This window comes from Phytopseudomonas daroniae (genome assembly GCF_004327285.1).
Classification (GTDB): Bacteria; Pseudomonadota; Gammaproteobacteria; order Pseudomonadales; family Pseudomonadaceae; genus Aquipseudomonas; species Aquipseudomonas daroniae.
The window spans coordinates 1-19,371 of sequence record NZ_QJUI01000033.1 but is presented as its reverse complement, the minus strand read 5'-3'; the positions used below and the strand labels follow the sequence as shown (position 1 = coordinate 19,371).

The window sequence follows — 19,371 nt, the reverse complement described above, 5'->3', positions numbered from 1 at the left end:
CTTGCGTCGGGGGAGTGGGTATGGGCTTGGTTTCGCTACGCGGGGTGGCCAGTCTCAGCACGGCAAGCAAATTGTCGCTGGGGTTCGGCGTGGTACTGGCACTGACACTGGTCGTTGCCATTACCGGCTTCTGGGCGCTGCGTGACGTTGGCGCACGCTTCGCGCTGCTCGAGCGGATGAGCGAAATCAATGACCAGGTCGCTCGCATGCGGCGCAGTGAACAGGCCTTCGCCCTGAGCAATGACGAGCTGGACAGCACGCGCTTGCACGAGCAGGCGCAGCAGGTCGGCGAGAGCACCCAGCAGTTGCAGGAGCTGGTGTCCGCCGAGGAGCGTGATGCCCTGCAACAGGTGCAAGAGGGGATTGCCGAGTACCGCGCAACCTTCGATCGTTATGTCGATCAGAGCGACAACATGCGCCTGGCCCTGGATGCGGCCAAGTGGTTGGTGGTCAGTGCGTCCAACAGCCTGGATCTATTGCGCGAGGGGTTGGCCGAAGACGGTGTCGATGCGCTGAAGAACAGCCAGGGCAGCGAAGGTGGCGACTCGGTGTTGCAGGCCGGCCAGATCGGCCAGGTGCATGTGATGCTGTTACAGGCGCTGGATGAGGCGCGCATGCGTCTGGAACAGAGCCGCAGCAGTGGCGAGGTGCCGCAGACCGAGATTCAGCAGGCCGCCGACGCACAGCAACTGGCCGGCGAGTTGCGTGATGCCATGGACGATCCTGGCTACAGCGCCGTGCTGGTCGAGGTCATCGGTAACCTCGACTCGTTCAATCAGCGCCTGCAGGAATACACCCAGCTGTTGCAGCAGCAGAAGCAGGAGCACGTACGACTGGTCGAACAGGCCGAGCATATCGTTGCGCTCGTCGAGCAGTCCTATCAGCGGCAGAAGCGGGCGCTGCACGGGCAACTGAGCAGCAGCGCCTGGCTGATCCTGGGCGCGTCGGCACTGGCCCTGCTGATCGGCTTGCTGGCGACCGCGCTGATCACCCTGTTGATCGTCAGGCCGTTGAAGCAGGTCACCGATGTCGCGCGACGGATCGCCAGTGGCGACCTTACCGGAGATATCGACGTACAGCGCAGTGATGAAATAGGCCAGCTACTGCTGGCCATGCAGGGCATGTCGCGGGATCTGCGCAGCATGGTCGGTCGCCTGCAGGCTGGCGTGTCGCAGATATCCGCCTCCGCCCAGGCATTGTCAGCGGTGACCGAGCAGACGCGCCAGGGCGTGAACGGGCAGAAAGAGGAGACCGACCAGGTCGCCACCGCCATGAGCCAGATGGCCGCCACCGTGCATGAGGTCGCGCGTAACGCCGAGGCGGCGGCTGCCTCCGCGGCTCAGGCCGATGCGCGGGTCGGCAGCGGTGGCGAGGTGGTGCGCGAGACCCTGCAGGGCATCGAACAACTGGCCGCCGCAGTGTCCGTGACCACGCAAAGCATCGAGCAGTTGAGCCATGACACCCGCCACATCGACTCGGTGCTGGAGGTGATCAAGAGCGTGGCCCAGCAGACCAACCTGCTGGCGCTGAACGCGGCGATCGAGGCGGCCCGCGCCGGTGAGCAGGGCCGCGGCTTCGCCGTGGTGGCCGACGAGGTTCGCGCGTTGGCCAAACGAACCCAGCATTCGACCGAGGAGATCGAGGGGCTGCTGGGCGTGTTGCGCGAGGGCGCGCGCCGTTCCGCGGCCGATATGCGCCAGAGCGGCGAAAGGGTGGCGCAGGTGGTGCAGGGTGCCCGGCAGACCGAAGAGGCGCTGGCCGGTATCGCCAGTGCGGTGGCGGTGATTCACGAGATGAACCAGCAGATCGCGGCGGCGGCCGAACAGCAGACGGCCGTAGCGGAAGACATCAGCCGCAGTGTGACCTCCATCCGCGACATCGCCGAGCAGTCGGCCACGGCCATGGAGGAGAATGCCGGCTCCAGCATCCAGCTGGTCGAGCTCGGTCGCGAATTGCAGGGTATGGCCGGACACTTTCGTCTGTAGAGGCTCAAAGCCGGGCATTGCCCACAGTTTCGTCAGTAAAGGTTACGCAATGCTTTGCCCGCTGCGACAGGGCCAGTAGCATCACCCCACCCGCATAAGGAGTGGACGATGCACACGAAACTGGACGCCTGCCTGGACACCGTCAACCAAGTGCTGCTCGGCAAGGAGGCGCAGGTGCGCCTGGCGCTGACCTGCCTGTTGGCGCGCGGCCATCTGTTGATCGAGGATCTCCCAGGCATGGGCAAGACCACCCTCAGCCACGCGCTGGCCAAGGTGCTGGGCCTGAGCTTCCAACGTGTTCAGTTCACCTCGGATCTGCTGCCGGGCGACATCCTCGGCACCTCGGTGTTCGACAAGGACACCGGGCAATTCCTTTTTCATCCCGGGCCGATCTTCGCCGAGCTGGTGCTGGCCGATGAAATCAACCGCGCCACGCCGAAGAGCCAGAGTGCGCTGCTGGAGGCCATGGAGGAGGGGCAGGTGACCATCGAAGGGGCAACCCGGCCACTGCCGGATCCGTTCTTCGTCATCGCCACGCAGAACCCGATCAGCCAGAGCGGCACCTTCGCCTTGCCAGAGTCGCAACTGGATCGATTCCTCATGCGTCTGTCACTTGGCTATCCGGCCCGTGCGGCGGAGAAGGCGCTGCTGCTCGGTGAACCACGCCGTTCGGTGCTGCCAACTCTGGATGCGGTGCTCAATCATGCCGAACTGGCAAAACTGCAGGCCGAGGTGCCGAAAGTTCGGGTCAGCGATGCGCTGGTCGACTACGTATTGCGTCTGGTCGAGGCCACGCGTACCCAGCCGCAGTTCGCCTGGGGCCTGTCGCCACGGGGCAGTCTGGCATTGCTGGCGGCGGCGCGTGCCTGGGCGCTGCTGTCTCAGCGCGATTACGTGATTCCCGAGGATGTGCAGGCGGTATTGCCGTCGGTGGCCGGCCACCGGTTGCGTGATCAGGCCGACCCGGCCGGGCATGGCGGCGGGGCACTGGTGCAGTGGCTGCTGCGCGAGGTTCCTGCACTTTGACGAGTGCATTCAAACAGCGCAGGAGCCGCTGGCTGGTCAGGCGCATTCCGGCTGCCGCCAGTATTCAGCTCAACCAGCGCCGCATCTTCATCCTGCCGACGCGTGTCGGTCTGGCTTTTATCGTGGCGCTGCTGGTGATGCTGCTGGCGGCAATCAATTACCAGAGCAGCCTGGCCTATGCGCTGACCTTTCTGCTGGCCTCGGTGTTCGTGGTGGCCATCCTGCATACCTATCGCAACCTGGCCGGGCTGGTGCTGCACGCTGGTGGTGCCGGGGCGGTGTTCGCCGGCGAACAGGCACGTCTGCGGGTACGTCTGGAAAGCCGTGGGCGGGCCCATGAGGCCGTCGCGTTAGGCTGGCCGCCTGCAGACACGCTGCAGCAGGATGTCGCTGCTGGCGGCGCTGCCGAATGTGAGCTGAGCTTGCCCACCGAACGCCGTGGCTGGCTGCGCCCAGACCGGCTGCGTGTGGAAAGCCGCTTTCCTCTGGGCCTGCTGGTGGCCTGGAGTCTGATCGATCTGGATCAGTCGGTGTTGGTTTATCCACGTCCCCTGGAGGGCGAGTTACCGCTGGCTGCCGGGGGAAGCGAGGATGATCAGGAGCCTGGGCATCTGACCCAGGGGCAGGGCAGCGACGACTTTCAGGGCCTGCGTACCTATCAGCCGGGTGACTCGCGTAAACGTTTGCACTGGAAAGCCTATTCGCGAGGCCAGGGCTTGCTGGTCAAGGATTTCGCTGCCCAGAGCGGGCGCGACCTGCTGCTGGATTTCGATGTGCTCAGCGGTGATCTGGAGAGCCGGCTATCGCTGCTTTGTCACTGGGTGCTGGTGCTTTCCGAGCGCCAGCAGCCGTTTGCTCTGCATTTGCCGGGCAGTGCGTTTGCGGCGGATATTGGTGAGCGTCATCGCGAGCAATGCTTGCGGGCCCTGGCGTTACATGGAGTCAGCGCATGAGCGCTATCCAGGGTATTCCGCGCATCAGCCTGACCTGGCTGCTGGTGGCGCAAGCATTGGTGATCGTGCCGCATTTGGGCCATTTACCCTTGTGGGTGATCGGCCTGTGGCTCGGCTGCGCATTCTGGCGGGTACAGATCTTCCGCATGCGTGCCGGTTATCCCACGCTGCCGCTGCGAATCGGTTTGATCGTTGTAGCTGCGCTCGGCGTGTTCCTCTCCCGTGGCACGCTGGTCGGGCTGGATGGCGGCGTAGTGCTGCTGATCGCTGCGTTCATTCTCAAGCTTTTGGAGATGCGCACGCGACGCGATGCGCTGGTGCTGATCTTCCTCGGTTTCTTCGTGGTGGTGACCGGGTATCTGTTCGACGACAGCATTCTGGTCGCGCTTTTCAGCCTGCTACCGGTCTGTGCCTTGCTGGCGGCGCTGATCGGTTTACAGCAGAGCGGTACGGCGACACGCCCATGGCGCACGCTTCGCTTGTCGGCCAGCCTGTTGCTGCAGGCACTGCCATTGATGTTGCTGCTGTTTCTGTTCTTTCCACGGCTGGGGCCGCTGTGGTCACTGCCGGTGCCCAATGAGCGCGGGGCGGTCACCGGCCTCGCCGACAGCATGGCACCGGGGGATATCGCCGAACTGACCCGCTCCGGTGAGCTGGCGTTTCGCGCCAGCTTCGAAGGTGAGGTGCCACCGCGCAACGAGTTGTACTGGCGTGCGCTGACGCTCGATCAGTTCGATGGGCGGCGCTGGTCGCAATCACCGGCTGCGCAGTTCTCGCCGCCGCCGCAATGGCAGCCGCGCGGACAGGAATTGCGCTATAGCATCGTAATGCAGCCGACCACCCGGCCCTGGCTGTTCGCCCTCGACGTAGCGCAGACCGATCTGCAGGGCACGCGACAGATGGGCGACTTCCGCCTGCAGCACCGCCGGCCGGTGGATCGTGTGCTGCTCTATAGCGTCAGCTCCTGGCCCCAGGCAGTTCGCGAGCCGCAGGCACGCCAGAGCGGCATGCAGACCTGGCTGCGTCTGCCGCCCGATGGCGACTCGCGCAGCCGCGCGTGGGCCGAGGCGTTGCGTCAACAGTACCCAGAAGACGAGCAGTTGGTCGCGGCACTGCTGAGTCACTTCAATCGCCAGCCCTATGTCTATACCTTGCGCCCGGTGCCATTGGGTGCCGACTCCATCGACGAGTTCCTCTTCGATACGCGCAGCGGGTTCTGCGCCCATTACGCGGGCGCCATGACCTTCGTATTACGCGCCGCCGGCATTCCCAGTCGTGTGGTCGCCGGTTATCAGGGCGGCGAGCTGAGTAGCAACGGCGATTATGTTCAGGTACGCCAGTTCGATGCTCATGCCTGGGTCGAGTACTGGCAGCCGGAAAAGGGCTGGACGAGCGTAGATCCGACCTTTCAGGTTGCCCCCGAACGCATCGAGCAGGGCCTGGAGCAGGCGCTGGCGGGCGAGCAGAGTTTCCTTGCCGACTCGCCGTTTTCGCCACTGCGTTACCGCAACCTGACCTGGCTGAACGAGCTGCGCCTGGCCTGGGATGATCTCAATTACGGCTGGCAGCGCTGGGTGCTGGGCTATCAGGGCGCCCAGCAGTTCGAACTGCTGCAGCGCTGGTTCGGTCAAGTCGATGCCAGCCGCCTGATACTGGCGTTGGTGGGCGGTGGCGGCTTGCTACTGGGGCTGCTGTCGTTGTGGCTGTTCAAGCCGTGGCGCGCCGAGCGTGATCCGCTGCTGCGGGTGTTCCTGCGCTTCGAGCGCCTGCTGGCGCAGCATGGCGTGCAGCGCCATACCGGCGAGGGGCCAAGGGCTTTCGCGGCGCGTGCCGTGCAGGCACTGCCCGGGCAGGCCGATGCCATCAATGCCTTCGTGCAGGCCTATGAGGCGCAGCGTTATGCAGGACAGAACATATCCACCACAACACTACTCCAACAGCTGAACGCGCTTCGCCGCCAATTGCCGTGGCGTTGGAGTCGAACCCATTGAATGGTTTCCAGGAGTACCCGTGATGAGTGGTTTCGTCGGTGATTTGCGCAGCGAAGTGCTGCGTTTGCAGGTAGCGCTCTACGCCTGTCGCGAGCGTCTGCAGGCCAGAACCGATGGCGAGGCGCTGCACGACCTGCGGGTGTGCTTGCGCAGGTTGCGTAGCTTGCTGAAACCACTCAAGGGCGCGGCCGGCAGCGATCCGCTGCAGCAGCGTGCCGCTGAGCTGGGGCGTCTGAGCGGGCCGTTACGGGATCTTGAGGTATTGATCGATACGTTAAGGCAGCAGGGTGGGCATGTCGCTGCCGACAGGCGAATCTCCGAGCGGGCGCGGGGGGATAAGCTGCTGCTCGCCAGCCGCGCGCTGCCAGCGCTGTTTCGTGCGCTGGACGACTGGCCGCAGGAGCTGATTCGGCAGCAGGCGAGTGGTCAACTGGACGACCTGCACAAGCAGGTCAGGCGCTACCTGCGCAAGCAGCGTGCGCGCCTGGTAGAGGCCCTGCGCGATGATGAGCACGATCGCCATCGCATCCGTCTGCTGATCAAACGTGTGCGCTACACGGCGGAGGCGTACCCGCAGCTTTCGCCGCTGTCCGCCGAACAAGTCCGCCTGCTGAAAAAGGGGCAGGCGGTTCTCGGTGATTGGCATGATCACCTGCAGTGGTTGGCAAAGGCAGAGCGAGAGGCGGATCTGCAAGTGTTCGAGGCGTCGTGGCGGCGCTCCATGCAGGAGGCCGAACAGTCGGCTGACGTGATTCAGGCGCGTCTGCTCGCTGCGCTCGAATGAGCGCGGCTGCATTTCTGCTGACAAATGACCGAACTGGCGTGTGTCTCAGGCTCGCTGAGGGGGAGCGAGTCTCTTACTATCTGGCTGACCTGTCCGGAGGTGAGTATGGATTTCTTTGAACTGCTGGAAGAAGTGCAGCGCACGCCCGAGGCGCTATCGATTCCCCAGAACTGGGGCCAGGGCCGCGCCAGCTTTGGTGGTGTGGTGGCTGCACTGGTCTATGCCGTGATGCGCGGTAAGGTGCCAGCGGAGCGTCCACCACGGTCGTTGGCGATCACCTTCGTCGGGCCGGTGGAGTCTGGTGTCGCAACGCGCTTCGAGGCTGAGGTGTTGCGCGAGGGCAAGGCTGTCAGCCAGGTATTGGGGCGTGCGGTACAGAATGGCGCGGTGGTGGCATTGGTGCAGGGCAGCTTCGGTGCGCCACGCTCCTCTTCGATCAAGGTCGACGCGCAACCGGCGCCCACCATCAAGGCCGTGGAGAGCAGTCAGGAACTGCCTTATATCCCTCAGGTCACGCCGGAATTTACTCGCCAACTGGCAATGCGTTGGGGGCTGGGCGGCTTGCCATTCAGTGGCACTCAGTCGCGCGAGATGGGAGGCTGGGTGCGCTTTCGCGATCAGGAACGGGTCGAGATCCTCGATGAAGCGCATCTGCTGGGTCTGGTCGATGCCTGGCCACCGGCGGTGCTGTCGCTGCTTAAAGGGCCTGCGCCCGGCAGTTCGCTGACCTGGACGATCGAGTTCATCCAGCCGATGGTCTCGGTTACTTCTGATCAATGGTGCCTTTACCGCGCGGAAATCGAGCATGCCCGCGACGGGTACGGGCATGTCGCGGCTGCACTCTGGACGCCCAGCGGTGAGCTGCTGGCCATCAGCCGTCAGACGGTCACGGTGTTCGGCTGAGTTGTCGGCACCAGCGCCTGGCGTGCCAGGGCATAGGCGGCGATGGCGCCCAACCCGGACAACAGCAGCGCCAGAGGGGCTGTGCCACTGCCAGCCAGGGCAAGCGACACCAGCAGCAGCGGCAAGGCGATGGCCAGCAATGGCATGTCGAGCGATTCAACGCTGCTTGAGCGGGCGAGGGGAGCGGTTTGCGTGTTCATGAGAGATCTCCTGCATCAGATGAGCCCAGTCTATGGCGCTCGATGCGGGGCAGCGAATTGATCCCTCCTATGTGGCAGATAGCTTTTATGCTATCTGCACGCATCGTTCCATTACTAGGAGCCGACAGGCTCCTAGGGTTTGAGCTGGCGGATGGCCCGCGATAGCTCGCCCGCCAGTTCTGCCAGTTCGCTGCTGGTGGTGGCCGATTCCAGGGTCTGCTGAACCGTGCGCTCGGTGACATCGCGAATGCCCACCACCGACCGGGTCATTTCCTCGGCCACCTGACTCTGCTGTTCGGCAGCAACGGCGATCTGCGTGTTGCTCTCACGCATCTGCGCCACGGCGCCTGTAATTGCAGCCAGGGCCTCACCAGCTTCGTGAGCGGCCTGTACGCAATCGTCGGCCTTCAGCGAGCTTTCCTGCATGAACTCCACTGCATCGCGGGTGCCCGCTTGCAGCGTGCCGATCATGCTGGTGATCTCGTCGGTGGAGTCCTGCACGCGTTTGGCCAGGTTGCGCACTTCATCGGCCACCACGGCGAAACCGCGACCCATTTCGCCGGCGCGGGCTGCCTCGATGGCGGCGTTGAGGGCCAGCAGGTTGGTCTGTTCGGCGATGCCATGGATGACGTTCACCACACCGCTGATCTTCTGGCTGTCGCCGGCGACCTGCTGGATCATCGTCGCCGTCTGCTGGACGCCGCTGGAAAGGCCGGTGATGGAGTGCACTACACGGCTGACCACCACCTGCCCGGCGCCGGCGAGCTGGTCGGCGGTCTGCGACTGGTCACGGGTAGTCGCCGCATGCTCGGCGATGTGATGCACGGTGGTCGACATCTCGTTGATAGCGGTGGCGGCCTGATCGGTTTCGCTCTGCTGGCCGAGCATGCCCTGGCGCACGTCTTTCATGCTTCGCGCCAGACGTGCGGTGCCGTCATCCAGCCTCGATGCCGCCTGGATGACCGTACCGACGACACGCTGGTAGCCGTCCTGCATGGCATTGAAGGCGCCGGCCATCTGCCCGACTTCGTCACGGCTCTGCAAGGGAACGCGTGCCGACAGGTCGCCGTTCTTCTCCACGTGCAGCATGACGTCCTTGAGGGTGTTGAGGTGGGTGAGCAGGAAGCGGATCAGAACCTGCGAGGCGCCGAGCAGGGCGAGCATCAGCAGGGCGACCGTCAGCGCGTAGCTGCCGGCACGCTCGGCGAACACCTGGGCCAGACTGCGGCCGTATGCCGGTACCGCCACGCGCTTGTCGTTGCCGTGTTCGAGAACCTGGGCGCCGATCAGCGGATCGCTGCCGAACACTCCGTCGTGGGCGAGATCGATCCAGCCGCGCGCGTTACGCAATGCGCCGGCGTCCACATTGCCTGGCAGGCGTGGCGGTTCACTCGCCGTGAACAGGATCAGGCCGGCGCTGCCAGGCAGCTCACCTTCGGCTGGCCAGGCGGCGATCAGGCGCGCCTGTTTGTCCGCTCCTTCGCGGGCCGCCTGGGCAAAGGTGTCCTGCTCCTGAAGCATGGCGAACAGGACGAGCAACAGGGTGGTGAAGAACGCGACGGCATTGACCGCCCAGAACTTGTGTTTCAGGGATACATCGCGAATCCAGACGGGCATGTTTTTCTGCTCTCGACATGAATGAGGCTAGGGTCTGTTGCCGTTTCAGCACGACCGCGCCGGAGCCCGTTTTGCCGCGAGGCAAGGCACGAGCCGCGAAGTTTGGCTGGCCAAATGAGCCGGCGAGAAACGCAGCATCGCGACAAAACGGGCCCGGCCCTTCGGGTTGCGCGGGAAATCTCACCATGCGTTGTTGGAGGACTTGAAAAGGGAACGCCATTCCCTGCGTCCTCCGCCTAGCCTGGTGAGATTTCTCGCAGCAACGCGGCTTGTGCTGAAACGGCAACAGACCCTGGCAAGGCGCCATCATTGTTTCACGGGCCACGTATCGATCCGTTGATGTGAATCAATGGCCACATGAAAGTCGGTTTCGAACGACTCCGGAAGCGATGCGGTTGCCCCCAGGTTAACGGCGGCGATCGCTCAGGCTTGAGGGGGAGTCGATCTCCTGCTCGTCAGCCTGCTCGACGATCGAGGGCAAGCCGAAAAAGGAGCGTGCGCAGGCGGTGGTGTGCCTGGCGACCTGGTCTTCCGGCTCTCGGCGGTGCAGCGCCACTTCACGCAGTACCTCACCCAGGTAGGCGGGCTCGTTACGGCCGCTTTTCGGCTTCGGCCGCAGGCTGCGTGGAAGCAGATAGGGGGCATCGCTTTCCAGCATCAGGCGGCCAGCAGGAATTTCTCTGACCAGGGGATGCAGATGAGCGCCGCGACGTTCATCGCAGATCCAGCCCGTGATGCCGATGTGCAGATCCAGATCCAGATAATCGAACAGGGCGCGTTGCTCGCCGGTGAAACAATGCACGACCGCTGCAGGCAGGCGGTCGCGGTAATTGCGCAGTATCTGCACGAAGCGGGGATGGGCGTCGCGCTCGTGCAGGAATACCGGCATCTGCAGGTCTACCGCCAGGCTGAGCTGCTCCTCCAGGGCTTTTTCCTGCTGAGGCCGCGGCGAGAAGTCTCGGTTGAAATCCAGGCCACATTCACCCACGGCTCGCACCTGGGGCTCGATCAGCAGGGCGCGCAGGCGTCGCGTGTCGTCGCTATTCCAGTTCTTGGCGTCGTGGGGATGCACACCGGCAGTGCTGAACAGCCGTTCTCCGCTCTCATCCAACTGTCGGCACAGGCTCAGCGCATGATGGCTTTCAGCCAGGCTGGTGCCGGTCAGCACCAATTGGCAAATGCCCGCGTTGAAGGCTCGTTCGAGCAAAGCCTGGCGCTGATCATTGAAGCTTGCGTGGGTCAGATTGACGCCGATGTCGATGAGTTGCATGGTGTGAACCTGCAGAACGTGGGGGCCGCAGCATAACAGAGCTTCTTATGGCTTATAAAAAGCCATTAATTACAAATGCTTGTGAGTTCTTTGTAATGTAAAGCCAACAGTTATTGGCATCAGAACTGTGGCCGTGCGACCCTCCGCGCCCAGCTTCGGCTGACTGCCACAGGCCGTCAGCCGGTTTTCCGCTTCCGGAGCCTCGATATTGCGTGTCCTTCTTGTGCTGTGCATGTTGCTCTCGCTGCCTATTTCGGCAGTGGCGCGCATTGCCGGCCCGGTAGAAGTGACCAGACCGGCGGCAGTGCGCGACTTGCCCAGCATTCGTAAAAATGGCGAACTGCGGGTATTGGTCAATCAGAGCCGCAACAGTTCCGGTGAGGTCAAAGGGCAGAGCATCGGTGTCGAGTACCAGCGCCTGCGTGCCCTGGAGCAGTACCTCAACCGTAATGTGCGGGACGGACGCAGCCTGCGCCTGAAGATGATTCCCAAAGCCAAGGATCAGTTGCTCGCCGCTCTGCAGCGTGGCGAGGGCGACCTGGTAGCGCCCGGCGAATTGCTCAGCAGCAAGGGTGGCGCAAGTATCATCGCCAGCGCAGCGATTCGTCGCGACGTGCCGGTAGTCATCGTCGCGCGGCAGGGTAATCGGCGTTATCAGCGCCTCGAGCAATTGGCCGGACGTAGTCTGTCGCTGCCGGTCGGCAGCATCGCCAAAGAGGCCCTGCACGGCATCAATCTCAAGCTTCAGGAGCGCAAGCTGCCACCTATCGTGGTCGAGTGGGTGGATCCGACCCTTGCTGTCGAGGACGTGCTGGAAATGGTGCAGGCCGGTATCTTCGACTTCACCGCTGTGGAGCTGCACATCGCCGAACGCTGGGCCAAGGTGATGCCCAAGTTACGTGTGGATCGGCATCTGGTGCTCGATGACCAGGGCGACATGCGCTGGTACATGCGTCGCGATGCGCCGTTGCTCAGTGCCAGTGTCGACCGTTTCCTGGAAGGTTATCGGGTACCCGATGATCAGGATGCCGCCTTTCAGCGGGTCTATCGGCGGCTCTACAAGGTGCATTCCCCCATGGGCCGAACCGAACGGCAGCGCCTGGAACGTGTCCGTCCGGTCTTGCAGCGCTATGCTGAGCAGCATGACTTCGACTGGCTGGCGCTGGCCGCGCTGGCGTTCAAGGAATCGACCCTGAACCCCAGCGCGCGCGGCAGCAGCGGGGCGACCGGGTTGATGCAGATCACTCCCGCCGCCGCGCGCAGTGTCGGTGTCACCGATATCTCCCGCGTGGAAAACAACGTGCAGGCCAGTGCCAGGTATCTGTCGATGATTCGCCGCGTTTTCTTCAATAGCCCTCGGCTGAACGAGCGCGAGCGCATGGCTTTCGTGTTGGCCGGCTACAACCTGGGCCCGCAACGGGTGCAAAGCTTGCGCGCAGAGGCTCGGCGGCGTGGCCTGAACCCGGATCAGTGGTTTTTCCAGGTGGAGCGCATTGCCATGGAAGAGCTCGGTATGGGCGTCGTCAGTTATGTCAATGCGGTGAACAAGTACTACCTGGCGTATGCGCGTGAACGCTATTCCCTGGAGCCTGCACGGCAAGAAATGAGCATGCGAAAATAATCGATATATTCGATTTATTTAAGCGGTTTTATGCGGTTTTTATATTCAATAATTTAATTAATATGGCGCCATCTTACTCACACAGCAAAGGACCCGCAGCATGAACGCACTCATCAAATCTCTGGCAACCACTCGCGCAGGCTATGGCCTGACCATCCTGCGGGTTCTGGTTGGTATTATTTTCGTGGCCCACGGTTCGCAGAAGTTGTTCGGCTGGTTCGGGGGTTATGGTCTGGCAGGTGTGGCGCAGTGGATGGAAAGCATCGGCCTGGCTCCTGGATACCTGATGGCGTTGATGGCGGGTAGCGCCGAGTTCTTCGGTGGCCTGGCGCTGATCCTTGGCTTGCTGGTGCGTCCGGCTGCGGTAGTGCTGACCTTTACCTTGCTGGTTGCCATTTTCTCCGTGCACATCGGCAACGGTTTCTTCATGAGCGACAACGGCTATGAGTTCGCCCTGGCGCTGATGGCCGCCACCCTGGCGCTGCTGGTCGACGGTGCTGGTCGCCTGTCTCTGGACAAGCGCATCGCCGGCTAGGTACTACAAGCTTCTGGGAAGCCCGCCGATGCGGGCTTTCTTGCTTATTGACAGGGCGAACTCCAAGTCTCTAGGATTGCCACCTGCGCCGATTTAAACAGCTACTTGCGGGGCGCCTCAGGGATTCTTCAATGAGTCTCGAAATTCCGCTAAAGCGCTGGTTCGGTGTTGCCTCTCACCGCTGCCCAGCGGGATTTCCGAGGCGGAGACAAACACCCATGACCTGCCCCCAGGCCACGCAGATTCGTATCGCTCCCATCACCACCGGCCTGATCCGGCGCAACCCGCGCATTCTGCTCGGTGGCACTCATCAGCCGACTCTGTTGCGTTATCTGGATGGCTGGCCCAGCCGTCGTCAGGGGCAGCGCGCCTTTCTCGTACAGTTCGCCGAAGACGGCGAGTCGCTGCAGCGTTTCGCGGATGACAGTTTTGATTTCGCGGTGCTACAGCGTCCAGGTGCCGAGATGCTCGGCCAACTGACCCGCATCGCTCGCCAGGGACTGATCACTCTGCGCTGAGCTCAGAACTCTCAGAGCCAGCAGTGCCGACGCGCAGCAGACTTTGAATAGGCTCTCTCAGGGATAGTCGATGGCGGTGATGTACCAGTACCTGTCGCCAGTCGGTGCCTGCACACGCACTTCCGCATCCAGGCCCTTGCCGATCACGGCGCGGGCCAGTGGCGAGTCGATGCTGATCAGGTTGAGCTTCAGATCGAGTTCGTCAGGGCCGACGATGCGGTAGCGTGAGCTGTTGCCGTCTTCATCTTCCAGGGTGACCCAGGCACCGAAATAGACCTTGTTCGGATCACTCGGACGGGTGTCGACCACCTTGAGTTTTTCGAGACGCTTGGTGAGAAACCGCACGCGACTGTCGATTTCCCGCAGCATTTTCTTGCCGTAGGTGTATTCCGCGTTTTCCGAGCGGTCGCCCTGGGCCGCCGCCTCGCTGACCGAACGGGTCACTTCGGGGCGGCGTACGTGCCAGAGCTCGTGCAATTCGGCACGCAGACGCGCCTCACCTTCGGGGGTGATGAGAGGCGTTCCGGCGGCGCGGGGTGGACGGTATCGGCTCATGCTGTGCTCAGTCTGTTGCGGGCGCCAAGTCTATCAACCCTCGCGCAGAACGGTGAGAGGGCTGGCATCCAGGGAGCGCCGCGTGCCCAGTACGCCAGCAGTCGCGACCAGCAAGGCGCCGATCAGTGGCAGCAACAGCAACCACGGATGCGGCTGCCAGACCATCTGGAAGGCGTAGCGGTAAAGCAGGAAACTGACCAACTCGCAGCCAAGGGCGGCCAGCAGACCGCTGGTCGCGCCGAGCAGGCCGAACTCGGCACGTCGTGCCTGAATCAGCAGCCTGCGCTCGGCGCCCAGCGCGCGCAGCAAGGCGCCCTGATGAATGCGCTCGTCCAGCGTCGATTGCAATCCGGCGAACAGCACGGCCAGACCCGCCGCGAGGACGAACAGCAAGACGAACTCGATGGCGATGGTGACCTGGGCGAGGATGCTGCGCAGTTGATTGAGCAGCGCCTCCACCTGCAGCAGGGTGACCGATGGGAACGCCCGTGACAGCTCGACCAGTTGCCGCTCCTGCTGCGGTGGCAGGTAGAAGCTGGTCAGGTAGGTGACCGGCAGATCCTGCAAGGTGCCTGGCTCGAAGATCATGAAGAAGTTGGGCTGGAAGTTGTTCCAGTCGACTTCGCGCAGACTGGTCACGCTGGCGTCGCGGTTGACACCACCGACGGTGAAGGTCAGCCGATCACCCAGCTTGATGTGCAGGCTTTCCGCCAGTTCGCTTTCCACCGAAACGCCCGGTAATTCCTGATCCTTCTCGCCTGTCCACCATTTGCCGGCAGTGAGCGTGTTGCCTTCCGGTAGGTCGGCACCCCAGGTCAGGCTCAGGTCGCGGCGTACGGCGCGCTCGCCACGGGAATCCTTGCTGACGTACTGGCGAACCGGATCGCCGTTGACCATGATCAGCCGCCCTGGCACCACCGGGTAGAGCGGCGCGGGGTGGGGCGACAGTTCCGTCAGGCGGGTGGCGAAAGCGTCCCGCTCGGCAGGCAGTACATTGAGGGCAAAATGGTTGGGTGCGTCGGCGGGCAACTGATCCTGCCAGGTGTCCAGCAGTTCGCCGCGCAGTAGAGCGATCAACGCCATGGCCAGCAGGATCAGGCCGAAGGCCAGGGATTGCCCGGCGGCGGCCAGGGGGCGGCGCAGCAACTGGCCGATCCCCAGGCGCCAGGGTAGTGAGGCGCGGGCCAGCAGGCGACGCAGGCTTTGCAATCCGAGCAGAAGCAGGCCGCCAAGCAGCAGAGCGGTTACCAGGCCACCGCCAAGCAGTGCCAGGGTCAATGGCAGATCCAGGCTCAGGCGCCACATGATCAGCCCGAGGGCGAGCAGGGCGGTACCGTATACCAGCCAGGAACTGGCCGGCACCGGCAGCATGTCGCGGCGCAGCACCCGCAGTGGTGGCACGCGGCCCAACGCTGCCAGTGGCGGCAGGGCGAAGCCGGCCAGGGCTACCAGGCCGGTGGCGATACCCGCCAGGGCCGGCCACAAGCCGCCAGGAGGAATCTGGGTCGGCAGCAGGCCTTGCAGTAGATGGAACAGCAACTGCTGGGCGAGCCAGCCGAGCAGGGCGCCGCTCAGGCTGGCAAGCAACCCGAGAATCGCCAACTGCAGACTGAACAGCCCAAGGGCCTGGCGTCGTGACAGCCCCAGACAACGCAGCAGGGCGCTGGCATCGAAACGCCGGCTGGCGAAACGCGCCGCGGACAGGGCGACGGCAACGCCGGCGAGCAGCACGGCGGCCAGACTGGCCAGATTCAGGTAGCGCTCGGCGCGATCGAGGGCACCGCCGACGCTGCGGCTGCCATCACGGGCATCGTCGAAACGCTGGTGGGCTGCCAGGCCAGGTTCGACGGCCTGGCGATAGCTTGCCAGTACGTCGCTCGGCCCGTTCCATTGTTCGACGTAGCGCACCCGGCTGCCCGGTTGCACCACGCGGGTGGCCGGCAGATCATCCAGGTGCATCAGCACGTGGGGCGTCAGGCTGTAGAAGTCGCCGGCTTCATCCGGAAGGTAGGTGAGCACCCGAGCCAGGCGTAGGGTCTTGGCGCCGACTTCGATGTCGTCGCCGGTTTTCAGATCCAGGGCTGCCAACAGTCGCGCCTCGGCCCAGACTTCGCCAGGCTTAGGCCCCTCGCTGACGGCCTCCTCGGCGTAGGGTTCGGCTGCGCTCTTCAGTTCGCCACGCAGCGGATAGCCATTGCCTGCAGCTTTGACACTGGCCAGTTGGATGCCCGCGTCGCTGGCGATCACGCTGGAGAACTCCACGACCTGCGCGTGTTCCAGGCCCCGTGAAGTACCCTCGTCAATCTGCTCGGCGGCCGCTGGCGCGCTGCCGCGCAGGATCAGGTCGGCCCCGAGGAATTCGGTAGCGCGCAAGGTCATGCCTTCATTCAGGCGCGCCCCGAAATAGCCGATGGCGGTGCTGGACGCGACCGCGATCAGCAAGGCGAAGAACAGCACGCGCAACTCACCGGCACGGGCATCGCGCAGCAGTTGGCGGCCTGCAAGTGACAGCAGGCTGAAGAAGGACAGGGATTTCATCAGGCGTTCACCGGTGCCACGAGGTGGCCACCCTCCAGACGGATCAGGCGCTGGCAGCGCGTAGCCAGGCGTTCATCGTGGGTGACCAGCACCAGGGTAGCGCCGCGCTCCTGATTCAGTTCGAACAGCAGATCGCTGATGCGCTCGCCCGTATGGCTGTCGAGGTTGCCGGTCGGCTCATCGGCGAACAGCACGTCGGGATCAGCGGCAAAGGCGCGAGCGATGGCCACGCGCTGTTGCTCGCCACCGGAAAGCTGGCGCGGTGTGTGGCTCAGGCGTGCCCCTAGGCCAACACGCTCGAGCAGCTCCGTGGCGCGCTGCCGGGCATCGCCACGGCCTTCCAGCTCCAGTGGCAGCATGACGTTTTCCAGGGCGTTGAGGCTGTCGAGCAACTGGAAGGACTGGAACACGAACCCGACATGTTCGGCACGTACGCGGGCACGTTCGTCTTCGCCAAGGTTGCCAAGGTCGTTGCCGGCCAGCAGGATGCGACCGCTACTGGGCAAATCGAGCCCGGCCAGCAGACCGAGCAGGGTGGATTTGCCGGATCCCGAGCTGCCGACGATGGCCAGGCTACCGCCTTTTTCCAATTCCAGTGAAAGGTCGTGCAGGATGGTCAACTCGCCTTCCGCGCTGGAAACCACTTTGTTAAGGTTCTGCGCAGACAGAATGCTTGAGCTCATGAGGAATCCGATGCGTGCGATATGGAAAGGAACCGTTCTCGGCCTGCTGCTTCTGGGGCAGATTGCGGGGCAGATGGCGCAGGCGGGTACCGTGCTGGTAGTCGGCGATAGTATCAGCGCGGCTTTTGGCATGGATACCCGGCAAGGTTGGGTTCATCTGCTCGATGAGCGCATGCTGGAGCAGGGTTTCGACCATCAGTTGGTCAACGCCTCGATCAGTGGCGACACCAGTGCTGGCGGTGCCGCGCGGCTGCCGGCGCTGCTTGCCGAGCATGACCCGGATCTGGTGATCGTGGAGCTGGGCGGCAATGATGGGCTGCGCGGCTTGCCACCTGGTCAATTGCAACAGAATCTTGCGTCGATGATCGATGCGTCCCGTGAGGCGGGTGCCAAGGTGTTGTTGCTGGGCATGCGCATACCGCCCAACTATGGTGAGCGCTACACCACGGCCTTTGCCAAGGTGTATGAGGAGCTGGCGGCGGAGAAGAATGTTGCGCTGGTGCCGTTTCTTCTCGAAGGTGTGGGCGGTGTCGAGGCGTTGATGCAGGATGACGGCGTGCATCCTGCGATAGAGGCGCAGCAGATGCTGCTGGAGAATGTCTGGCCAACCCTGAAACCGTTGCTCTGACGGGCTTTTCCACTGACGGCGTTTCGGATAATGTGGCGCCCCCGCCCTGGAGCCCCCGATGCTGCGACCCGTCTGGTCTTTGTACGCCTATCAACTGATCGAGCCGGATGAACAGCTCGACCTGTTCGCCTGTCGCGAGGTACGCGTGCACCTGGTCGCTCGACAGCTGGAGCTGGGCGGTTACGCCGATCGCACGCTGTGCGGCGGTCTGTTGCCTGCACAGCCGTTGTGGCGTGATCTGGAACGCCCCATGTTGCAAGACCGGCGCCTGTGCCCGGCTTGCCTGGCGACGCTCGATGCGCAGCGGCGCGGAGAACGTCCGGCCTGGCCCGGACGCTGAGCCTGGCGGCGGTATACACTTCACCTCCTATCTACCACTTCCACCTCAAAGGTTTCCTGCATGTCGCCGCGCGTTTCAGCTCTCGCCCGCTGTCTGTCGTTGTGTGCTTTCTGTCTGGCAGGTTCTGCTGTCGCGATGGAGCTGCCGCTGCCGCCGCCGGGTGAGGATGTGGTTGGTGAAATCCAGGTGATCAAGGCGCGTTACGAAGACACCTTCGCCGACCTGGGTACGGCCAATGATCTGGGCTATCTGGAAATGGTCGCCGCCAACCCGGGTGTGGATGCCTGGCTGCCTGGCGAGGGCACCGATATCGTGCTGCCAACGCGTTTCATTCTGCCGGCGGGCCCTCGAGAAGGCATCGTGATCAACCTGGCCGAGTACCGCCTGTATTACTTCCCGAAAGGCCAGAACGTCGTTTACACCTATCCGCTGGGGATCGGTCGTGAAGGTTGGAGCTCGCCCGTTACCGAAGCGCGCATCACCGCGAAAACGCCGAATCCCGGCTGGTACCCGCCGCAATCGATCCGCGACGAACACGCCGCCGATGGTGATCCGTTGCCGAGTTACGTGCCGCCAGGCCCGGACAACCCCCTGGGGCCCTACAAGATGGCGCTTTCGGTGCCGGGTTACCTGATTCATGGCTCGAACAAGAAATTCGGTATCGGCATGCGGGTGAGCCATGGCTGCTTCCGTATGCTCAATAACAATGTGCTCGAGCTGGCCGACAAGGTGCCGGTCGGCACGCCTGTGCGCATCATCAACGAGCCCTACAAGTTTGGCGTGAGCAACGGCAAGGTCTACCTTGAGGCTCACGCGCCGCTCGACGAGGAAGAGGGCGTGCCGACTGGTGATCAGCACGCCGCGGTGGTCAACGCGCTGATCAAGCGCAGCGACTTGAATGCACAGAACCTGGATTGGGATGTAGTGCGTGAGGTCGTGGCGGCGCAAGACGGTCTGCCAATCGAGATCGCTGCGCCGCGAGATGCTGTAATCCAGGCGCAATCGTCCGCGCTCTGAGTGTGTTGGCGGCAATAAAGAACAGGGGTTCTTATTGTTCGCTAATTGTTAAGAGCAATAAAAAAACCGGCCCTGGGGCCTAATGCCAGTCAGTTAAGGCATTGACTCCGAGGCTGCGGTAATAGAAACAGGCTCCTGGATTTCCATGAGCCTGTTTTTTTATGTCCATCCAGCAAGCACTCCGGCAGACCGCCGAACTCAATCCAG

The 19,371-nt window shown here is 63.3% G+C and carries 18 protein-coding genes; 12 read left to right on the top strand and 6 right to left on the bottom strand.

The annotated features are described in order from the left end of the window. The first annotated feature begins 20 nt into the window (after nt 1–20). From DNK06_RS23635 to DNK06_RS23610, 6 genes are all read left to right on the top strand, one after another. Entirely contained in the window at nt 21–1,985 is a 1,965-nt protein-coding gene (locus tag DNK06_RS23635; RefSeq protein WP_131182408.1) for a HAMP domain-containing methyl-accepting chemotaxis protein, read from the top strand. A 108-nt stretch (nt 1,986–2,093) separates the two neighbouring features. Further along, complete coding sequence (locus DNK06_RS23630; protein WP_131182407.1) at nt 2,094–3,011, top strand: AAA family ATPase; 918 nt, start codon at nt 2,094–2,096, stop codon at nt 3,009–3,011. Beyond that, complete coding sequence (locus DNK06_RS23625) at nt 3,008–3,964, top strand: DUF58 domain-containing protein (protein WP_131182406.1); 957 nt, start codon at nt 3,008–3,010, stop codon at nt 3,962–3,964. The genes DNK06_RS23630 and DNK06_RS23625 overlap by 4 nt, the downstream gene beginning before the upstream one ends. Then, the gene (locus tag DNK06_RS23620; RefSeq protein ID WP_131182405.1) at nt 3,961–5,955 is read left to right on the top strand and encodes a transglutaminase TgpA family protein; all 1,995 of its coding nucleotides are present in this window, start codon (nt 3,961–3,963) and stop codon (nt 5,953–5,955) included. The genes DNK06_RS23625 and DNK06_RS23620 overlap by 4 nt, the downstream gene beginning before the upstream one ends. A 22-nt stretch (nt 5,956–5,977) precedes the next feature. Further along, entirely contained in the window at nt 5,978–6,739 is a 762-nt protein-coding gene (locus tag DNK06_RS23615) for a CHAD domain-containing protein (protein ID WP_131182404.1), read from the top strand. A 105-nt stretch (nt 6,740–6,844) separates the two neighbouring features. Next, nucleotides 6,845–7,642 carry an acyl-CoA thioesterase gene (locus tag DNK06_RS23610; protein ID WP_131182403.1) on the top strand — a complete coding sequence of 266 codons (798 nt, stop codon included), beginning with the start codon at nt 6,845–6,847 and terminating at the stop codon, nt 7,640–7,642. On the opposite strand, the gene DNK06_RS23605 is transcribed toward DNK06_RS23610, so the two are convergent. The 3 genes from DNK06_RS23605 to DNK06_RS23595 all read right to left on the bottom strand — a co-directional run bounded on the left by DNK06_RS23605 (nt 7,618) and on the right by DNK06_RS23595 (nt 10,729). Next, nucleotides 7,618–7,842, bottom strand: a complete 225-nt coding sequence (locus DNK06_RS23605; protein WP_131182402.1) for a hypothetical protein — start codon at nt 7,840–7,842, stop codon at nt 7,618–7,620. The genes DNK06_RS23610 and DNK06_RS23605 overlap by 25 nt on opposite strands. A 132-nt stretch (nt 7,843–7,974) precedes the next feature. Continuing rightward, nucleotides 7,975–9,459: a methyl-accepting chemotaxis protein gene (locus tag DNK06_RS23600; protein WP_131182401.1), complete on the bottom strand. Its 1,485-nt coding sequence runs from the start codon at nt 9,457–9,459 to the stop codon at nt 7,975–7,977. Nucleotides 9,460–9,865: 406 nt separating this feature from the next. Continuing rightward, on the bottom strand, nt 9,866–10,729 hold the full coding sequence (locus tag DNK06_RS23595; protein WP_131182400.1) for a TatD family hydrolase: 864 nt from the start codon (nt 10,727–10,729) through the stop codon (nt 9,866–9,868). A 205-nt stretch (nt 10,730–10,934) separates the two neighbouring features. On the opposite strand from DNK06_RS23595, the gene DNK06_RS23590 reads away from it, so the two are divergent. From DNK06_RS23590 to DNK06_RS23580, 3 genes are all read left to right on the top strand, one after another. Beyond that, complete coding sequence (locus DNK06_RS23590) at nt 10,935–12,350, top strand: MltF family protein (protein ID WP_131182399.1); 1,416 nt, start codon at nt 10,935–10,937, stop codon at nt 12,348–12,350. Between the two features lie 100 nt (nt 12,351–12,450). Continuing rightward, nucleotides 12,451–12,885: a DoxX family protein gene (locus tag DNK06_RS23585; protein ID WP_131182398.1), complete on the top strand. Its 435-nt coding sequence runs from the start codon at nt 12,451–12,453 to the stop codon at nt 12,883–12,885. 218 nt (nt 12,886–13,103) lie between these two features. Further along, nucleotides 13,104–13,403: a class I SAM-dependent methyltransferase gene (locus DNK06_RS23580; RefSeq protein ID WP_131182397.1), complete on the top strand. Its 300-nt coding sequence runs from the start codon at nt 13,104–13,106 to the stop codon at nt 13,401–13,403. Between the two features lie 57 nt (nt 13,404–13,460). Here DNK06_RS23580 and greB read toward each other — a convergent pair whose 3' ends face one another. From greB to DNK06_RS23565, 3 genes are read right to left on the bottom strand one after another with little or no spacing between them, the layout of a single operon-like run. Then, nucleotides 13,461–13,958, bottom strand: a complete 498-nt coding sequence (greB, locus tag DNK06_RS23575; protein ID WP_131182396.1) for a transcription elongation factor GreB — start codon at nt 13,956–13,958, stop codon at nt 13,461–13,463. A gap of 33 nt (nt 13,959–13,991) precedes the next feature. Further along, entirely contained in the window at nt 13,992–16,496 is a 2,505-nt protein-coding gene (locus DNK06_RS23570) for an ABC transporter permease (RefSeq protein WP_131182395.1), read from the bottom strand. Next, complete coding sequence (locus tag DNK06_RS23565; RefSeq protein ID WP_131182394.1) at nt 16,496–17,179, bottom strand: ABC transporter ATP-binding protein; 684 nt, start codon at nt 17,177–17,179, stop codon at nt 16,496–16,498. The genes DNK06_RS23570 and DNK06_RS23565 overlap by 1 nt, the downstream gene beginning before the upstream one ends. Nucleotides 17,180–17,189: 10 nt before the next feature. Here DNK06_RS23565 and DNK06_RS23560 point away from each other — a divergent pair, with 10 nt between their 5' ends. Genes DNK06_RS23560 through DNK06_RS23550 form a run of 3 tightly spaced genes read left to right on the top strand, consistent with a single transcriptional unit; the run spans nt 17,190 to nt 19,164 of the window. Further along, nucleotides 17,190–17,807, top strand: coding sequence for an arylesterase (locus DNK06_RS23560; protein WP_131182393.1), 618 nt, complete (start codon nt 17,190–17,192; stop codon nt 17,805–17,807). A gap of 58 nt (nt 17,808–17,865) precedes the next feature. Continuing rightward, nucleotides 17,866–18,147 carry a hypothetical protein gene (locus tag DNK06_RS23555; protein ID WP_131182392.1) on the top strand — a complete coding sequence of 94 codons (282 nt, stop codon included), beginning with the start codon at nt 17,866–17,868 and terminating at the stop codon, nt 18,145–18,147. A 60-nt stretch (nt 18,148–18,207) separates the two neighbouring features. Next, nucleotides 18,208–19,164 carry a L,D-transpeptidase family protein gene (locus DNK06_RS23550; RefSeq protein WP_131182391.1) on the top strand — a complete coding sequence of 319 codons (957 nt, stop codon included), beginning with the start codon at nt 18,208–18,210 and terminating at the stop codon, nt 19,162–19,164. The last annotated feature ends 207 nt before the right edge of the window (nt 19,165–19,371 follow it).

Bases quoted from the DNA above. Each gene is read 5' to 3' on its own strand.
- DNK06_RS23615 (WP_131182404.1), top strand. From the start codon at position 5,978: ATGAGTGGTTTCGTCGGTGATTTGCGCAGCGAAGTGCTGCGTTTGCAG.
- DNK06_RS23635 (WP_131182408.1), top strand. From the start codon at position 21: ATGGGCTTGGTTTCGCTACGCGGGGTGGCCAGTCTCAGCACGGCAAGC.
- DNK06_RS23620 (WP_131182405.1), top strand. From the start codon at position 3,961: ATGAGCGCTATCCAGGGTATTCCGCGCATCAGCCTGACCTGGCTGCTG.
- DNK06_RS23605 (WP_131182402.1), bottom strand. From the start codon at position 7,842: ATGAACACGCAAACCGCTCCCCTCGCCCGCTCAAGCAGCGTTGAATCG.
- DNK06_RS23600 (WP_131182401.1), bottom strand. From the start codon at position 9,459: ATGCCCGTCTGGATTCGCGATGTATCCCTGAAACACAAGTTCTGGGCG.
- DNK06_RS23610 (WP_131182403.1), top strand. From the start codon at position 6,845: ATGGATTTCTTTGAACTGCTGGAAGAAGTGCAGCGCACGCCCGAGGCG.
- DNK06_RS23570 (WP_131182395.1), bottom strand. From the start codon at position 16,496: ATGAAATCCCTGTCCTTCTTCAGCCTGCTGTCACTTGCAGGCCGCCAA.
- DNK06_RS23565 (WP_131182394.1), bottom strand. From the start codon at position 17,179: ATGAGCTCAAGCATTCTGTCTGCGCAGAACCTTAACAAAGTGGTTTCC.
- greB (WP_131182396.1), bottom strand. From the start codon at position 13,958: ATGAGCCGATACCGTCCACCCCGCGCCGCCGGAACGCCTCTCATCACC.
- DNK06_RS23630 (WP_131182407.1), top strand. From the start codon at position 2,094: ATGCACACGAAACTGGACGCCTGCCTGGACACCGTCAACCAAGTGCTG.
- DNK06_RS23560 (WP_131182393.1), top strand. From the start codon at position 17,190: ATGCGTGCGATATGGAAAGGAACCGTTCTCGGCCTGCTGCTTCTGGGG.
- DNK06_RS23595 (WP_131182400.1), bottom strand. From the start codon at position 10,729: ATGCAACTCATCGACATCGGCGTCAATCTGACCCACGCAAGCTTCAAT.
- DNK06_RS23555 (WP_131182392.1), top strand. From the start codon at position 17,866: ATGCTGCGACCCGTCTGGTCTTTGTACGCCTATCAACTGATCGAGCCG.
- DNK06_RS23580 (WP_131182397.1), top strand. From the start codon at position 13,104: ATGACCTGCCCCCAGGCCACGCAGATTCGTATCGCTCCCATCACCACC.
- DNK06_RS23585 (WP_131182398.1), top strand. From the start codon at position 12,451: ATGAACGCACTCATCAAATCTCTGGCAACCACTCGCGCAGGCTATGGC.
- DNK06_RS23550 (WP_131182391.1), top strand. From the start codon at position 18,208: ATGTCGCCGCGCGTTTCAGCTCTCGCCCGCTGTCTGTCGTTGTGTGCT.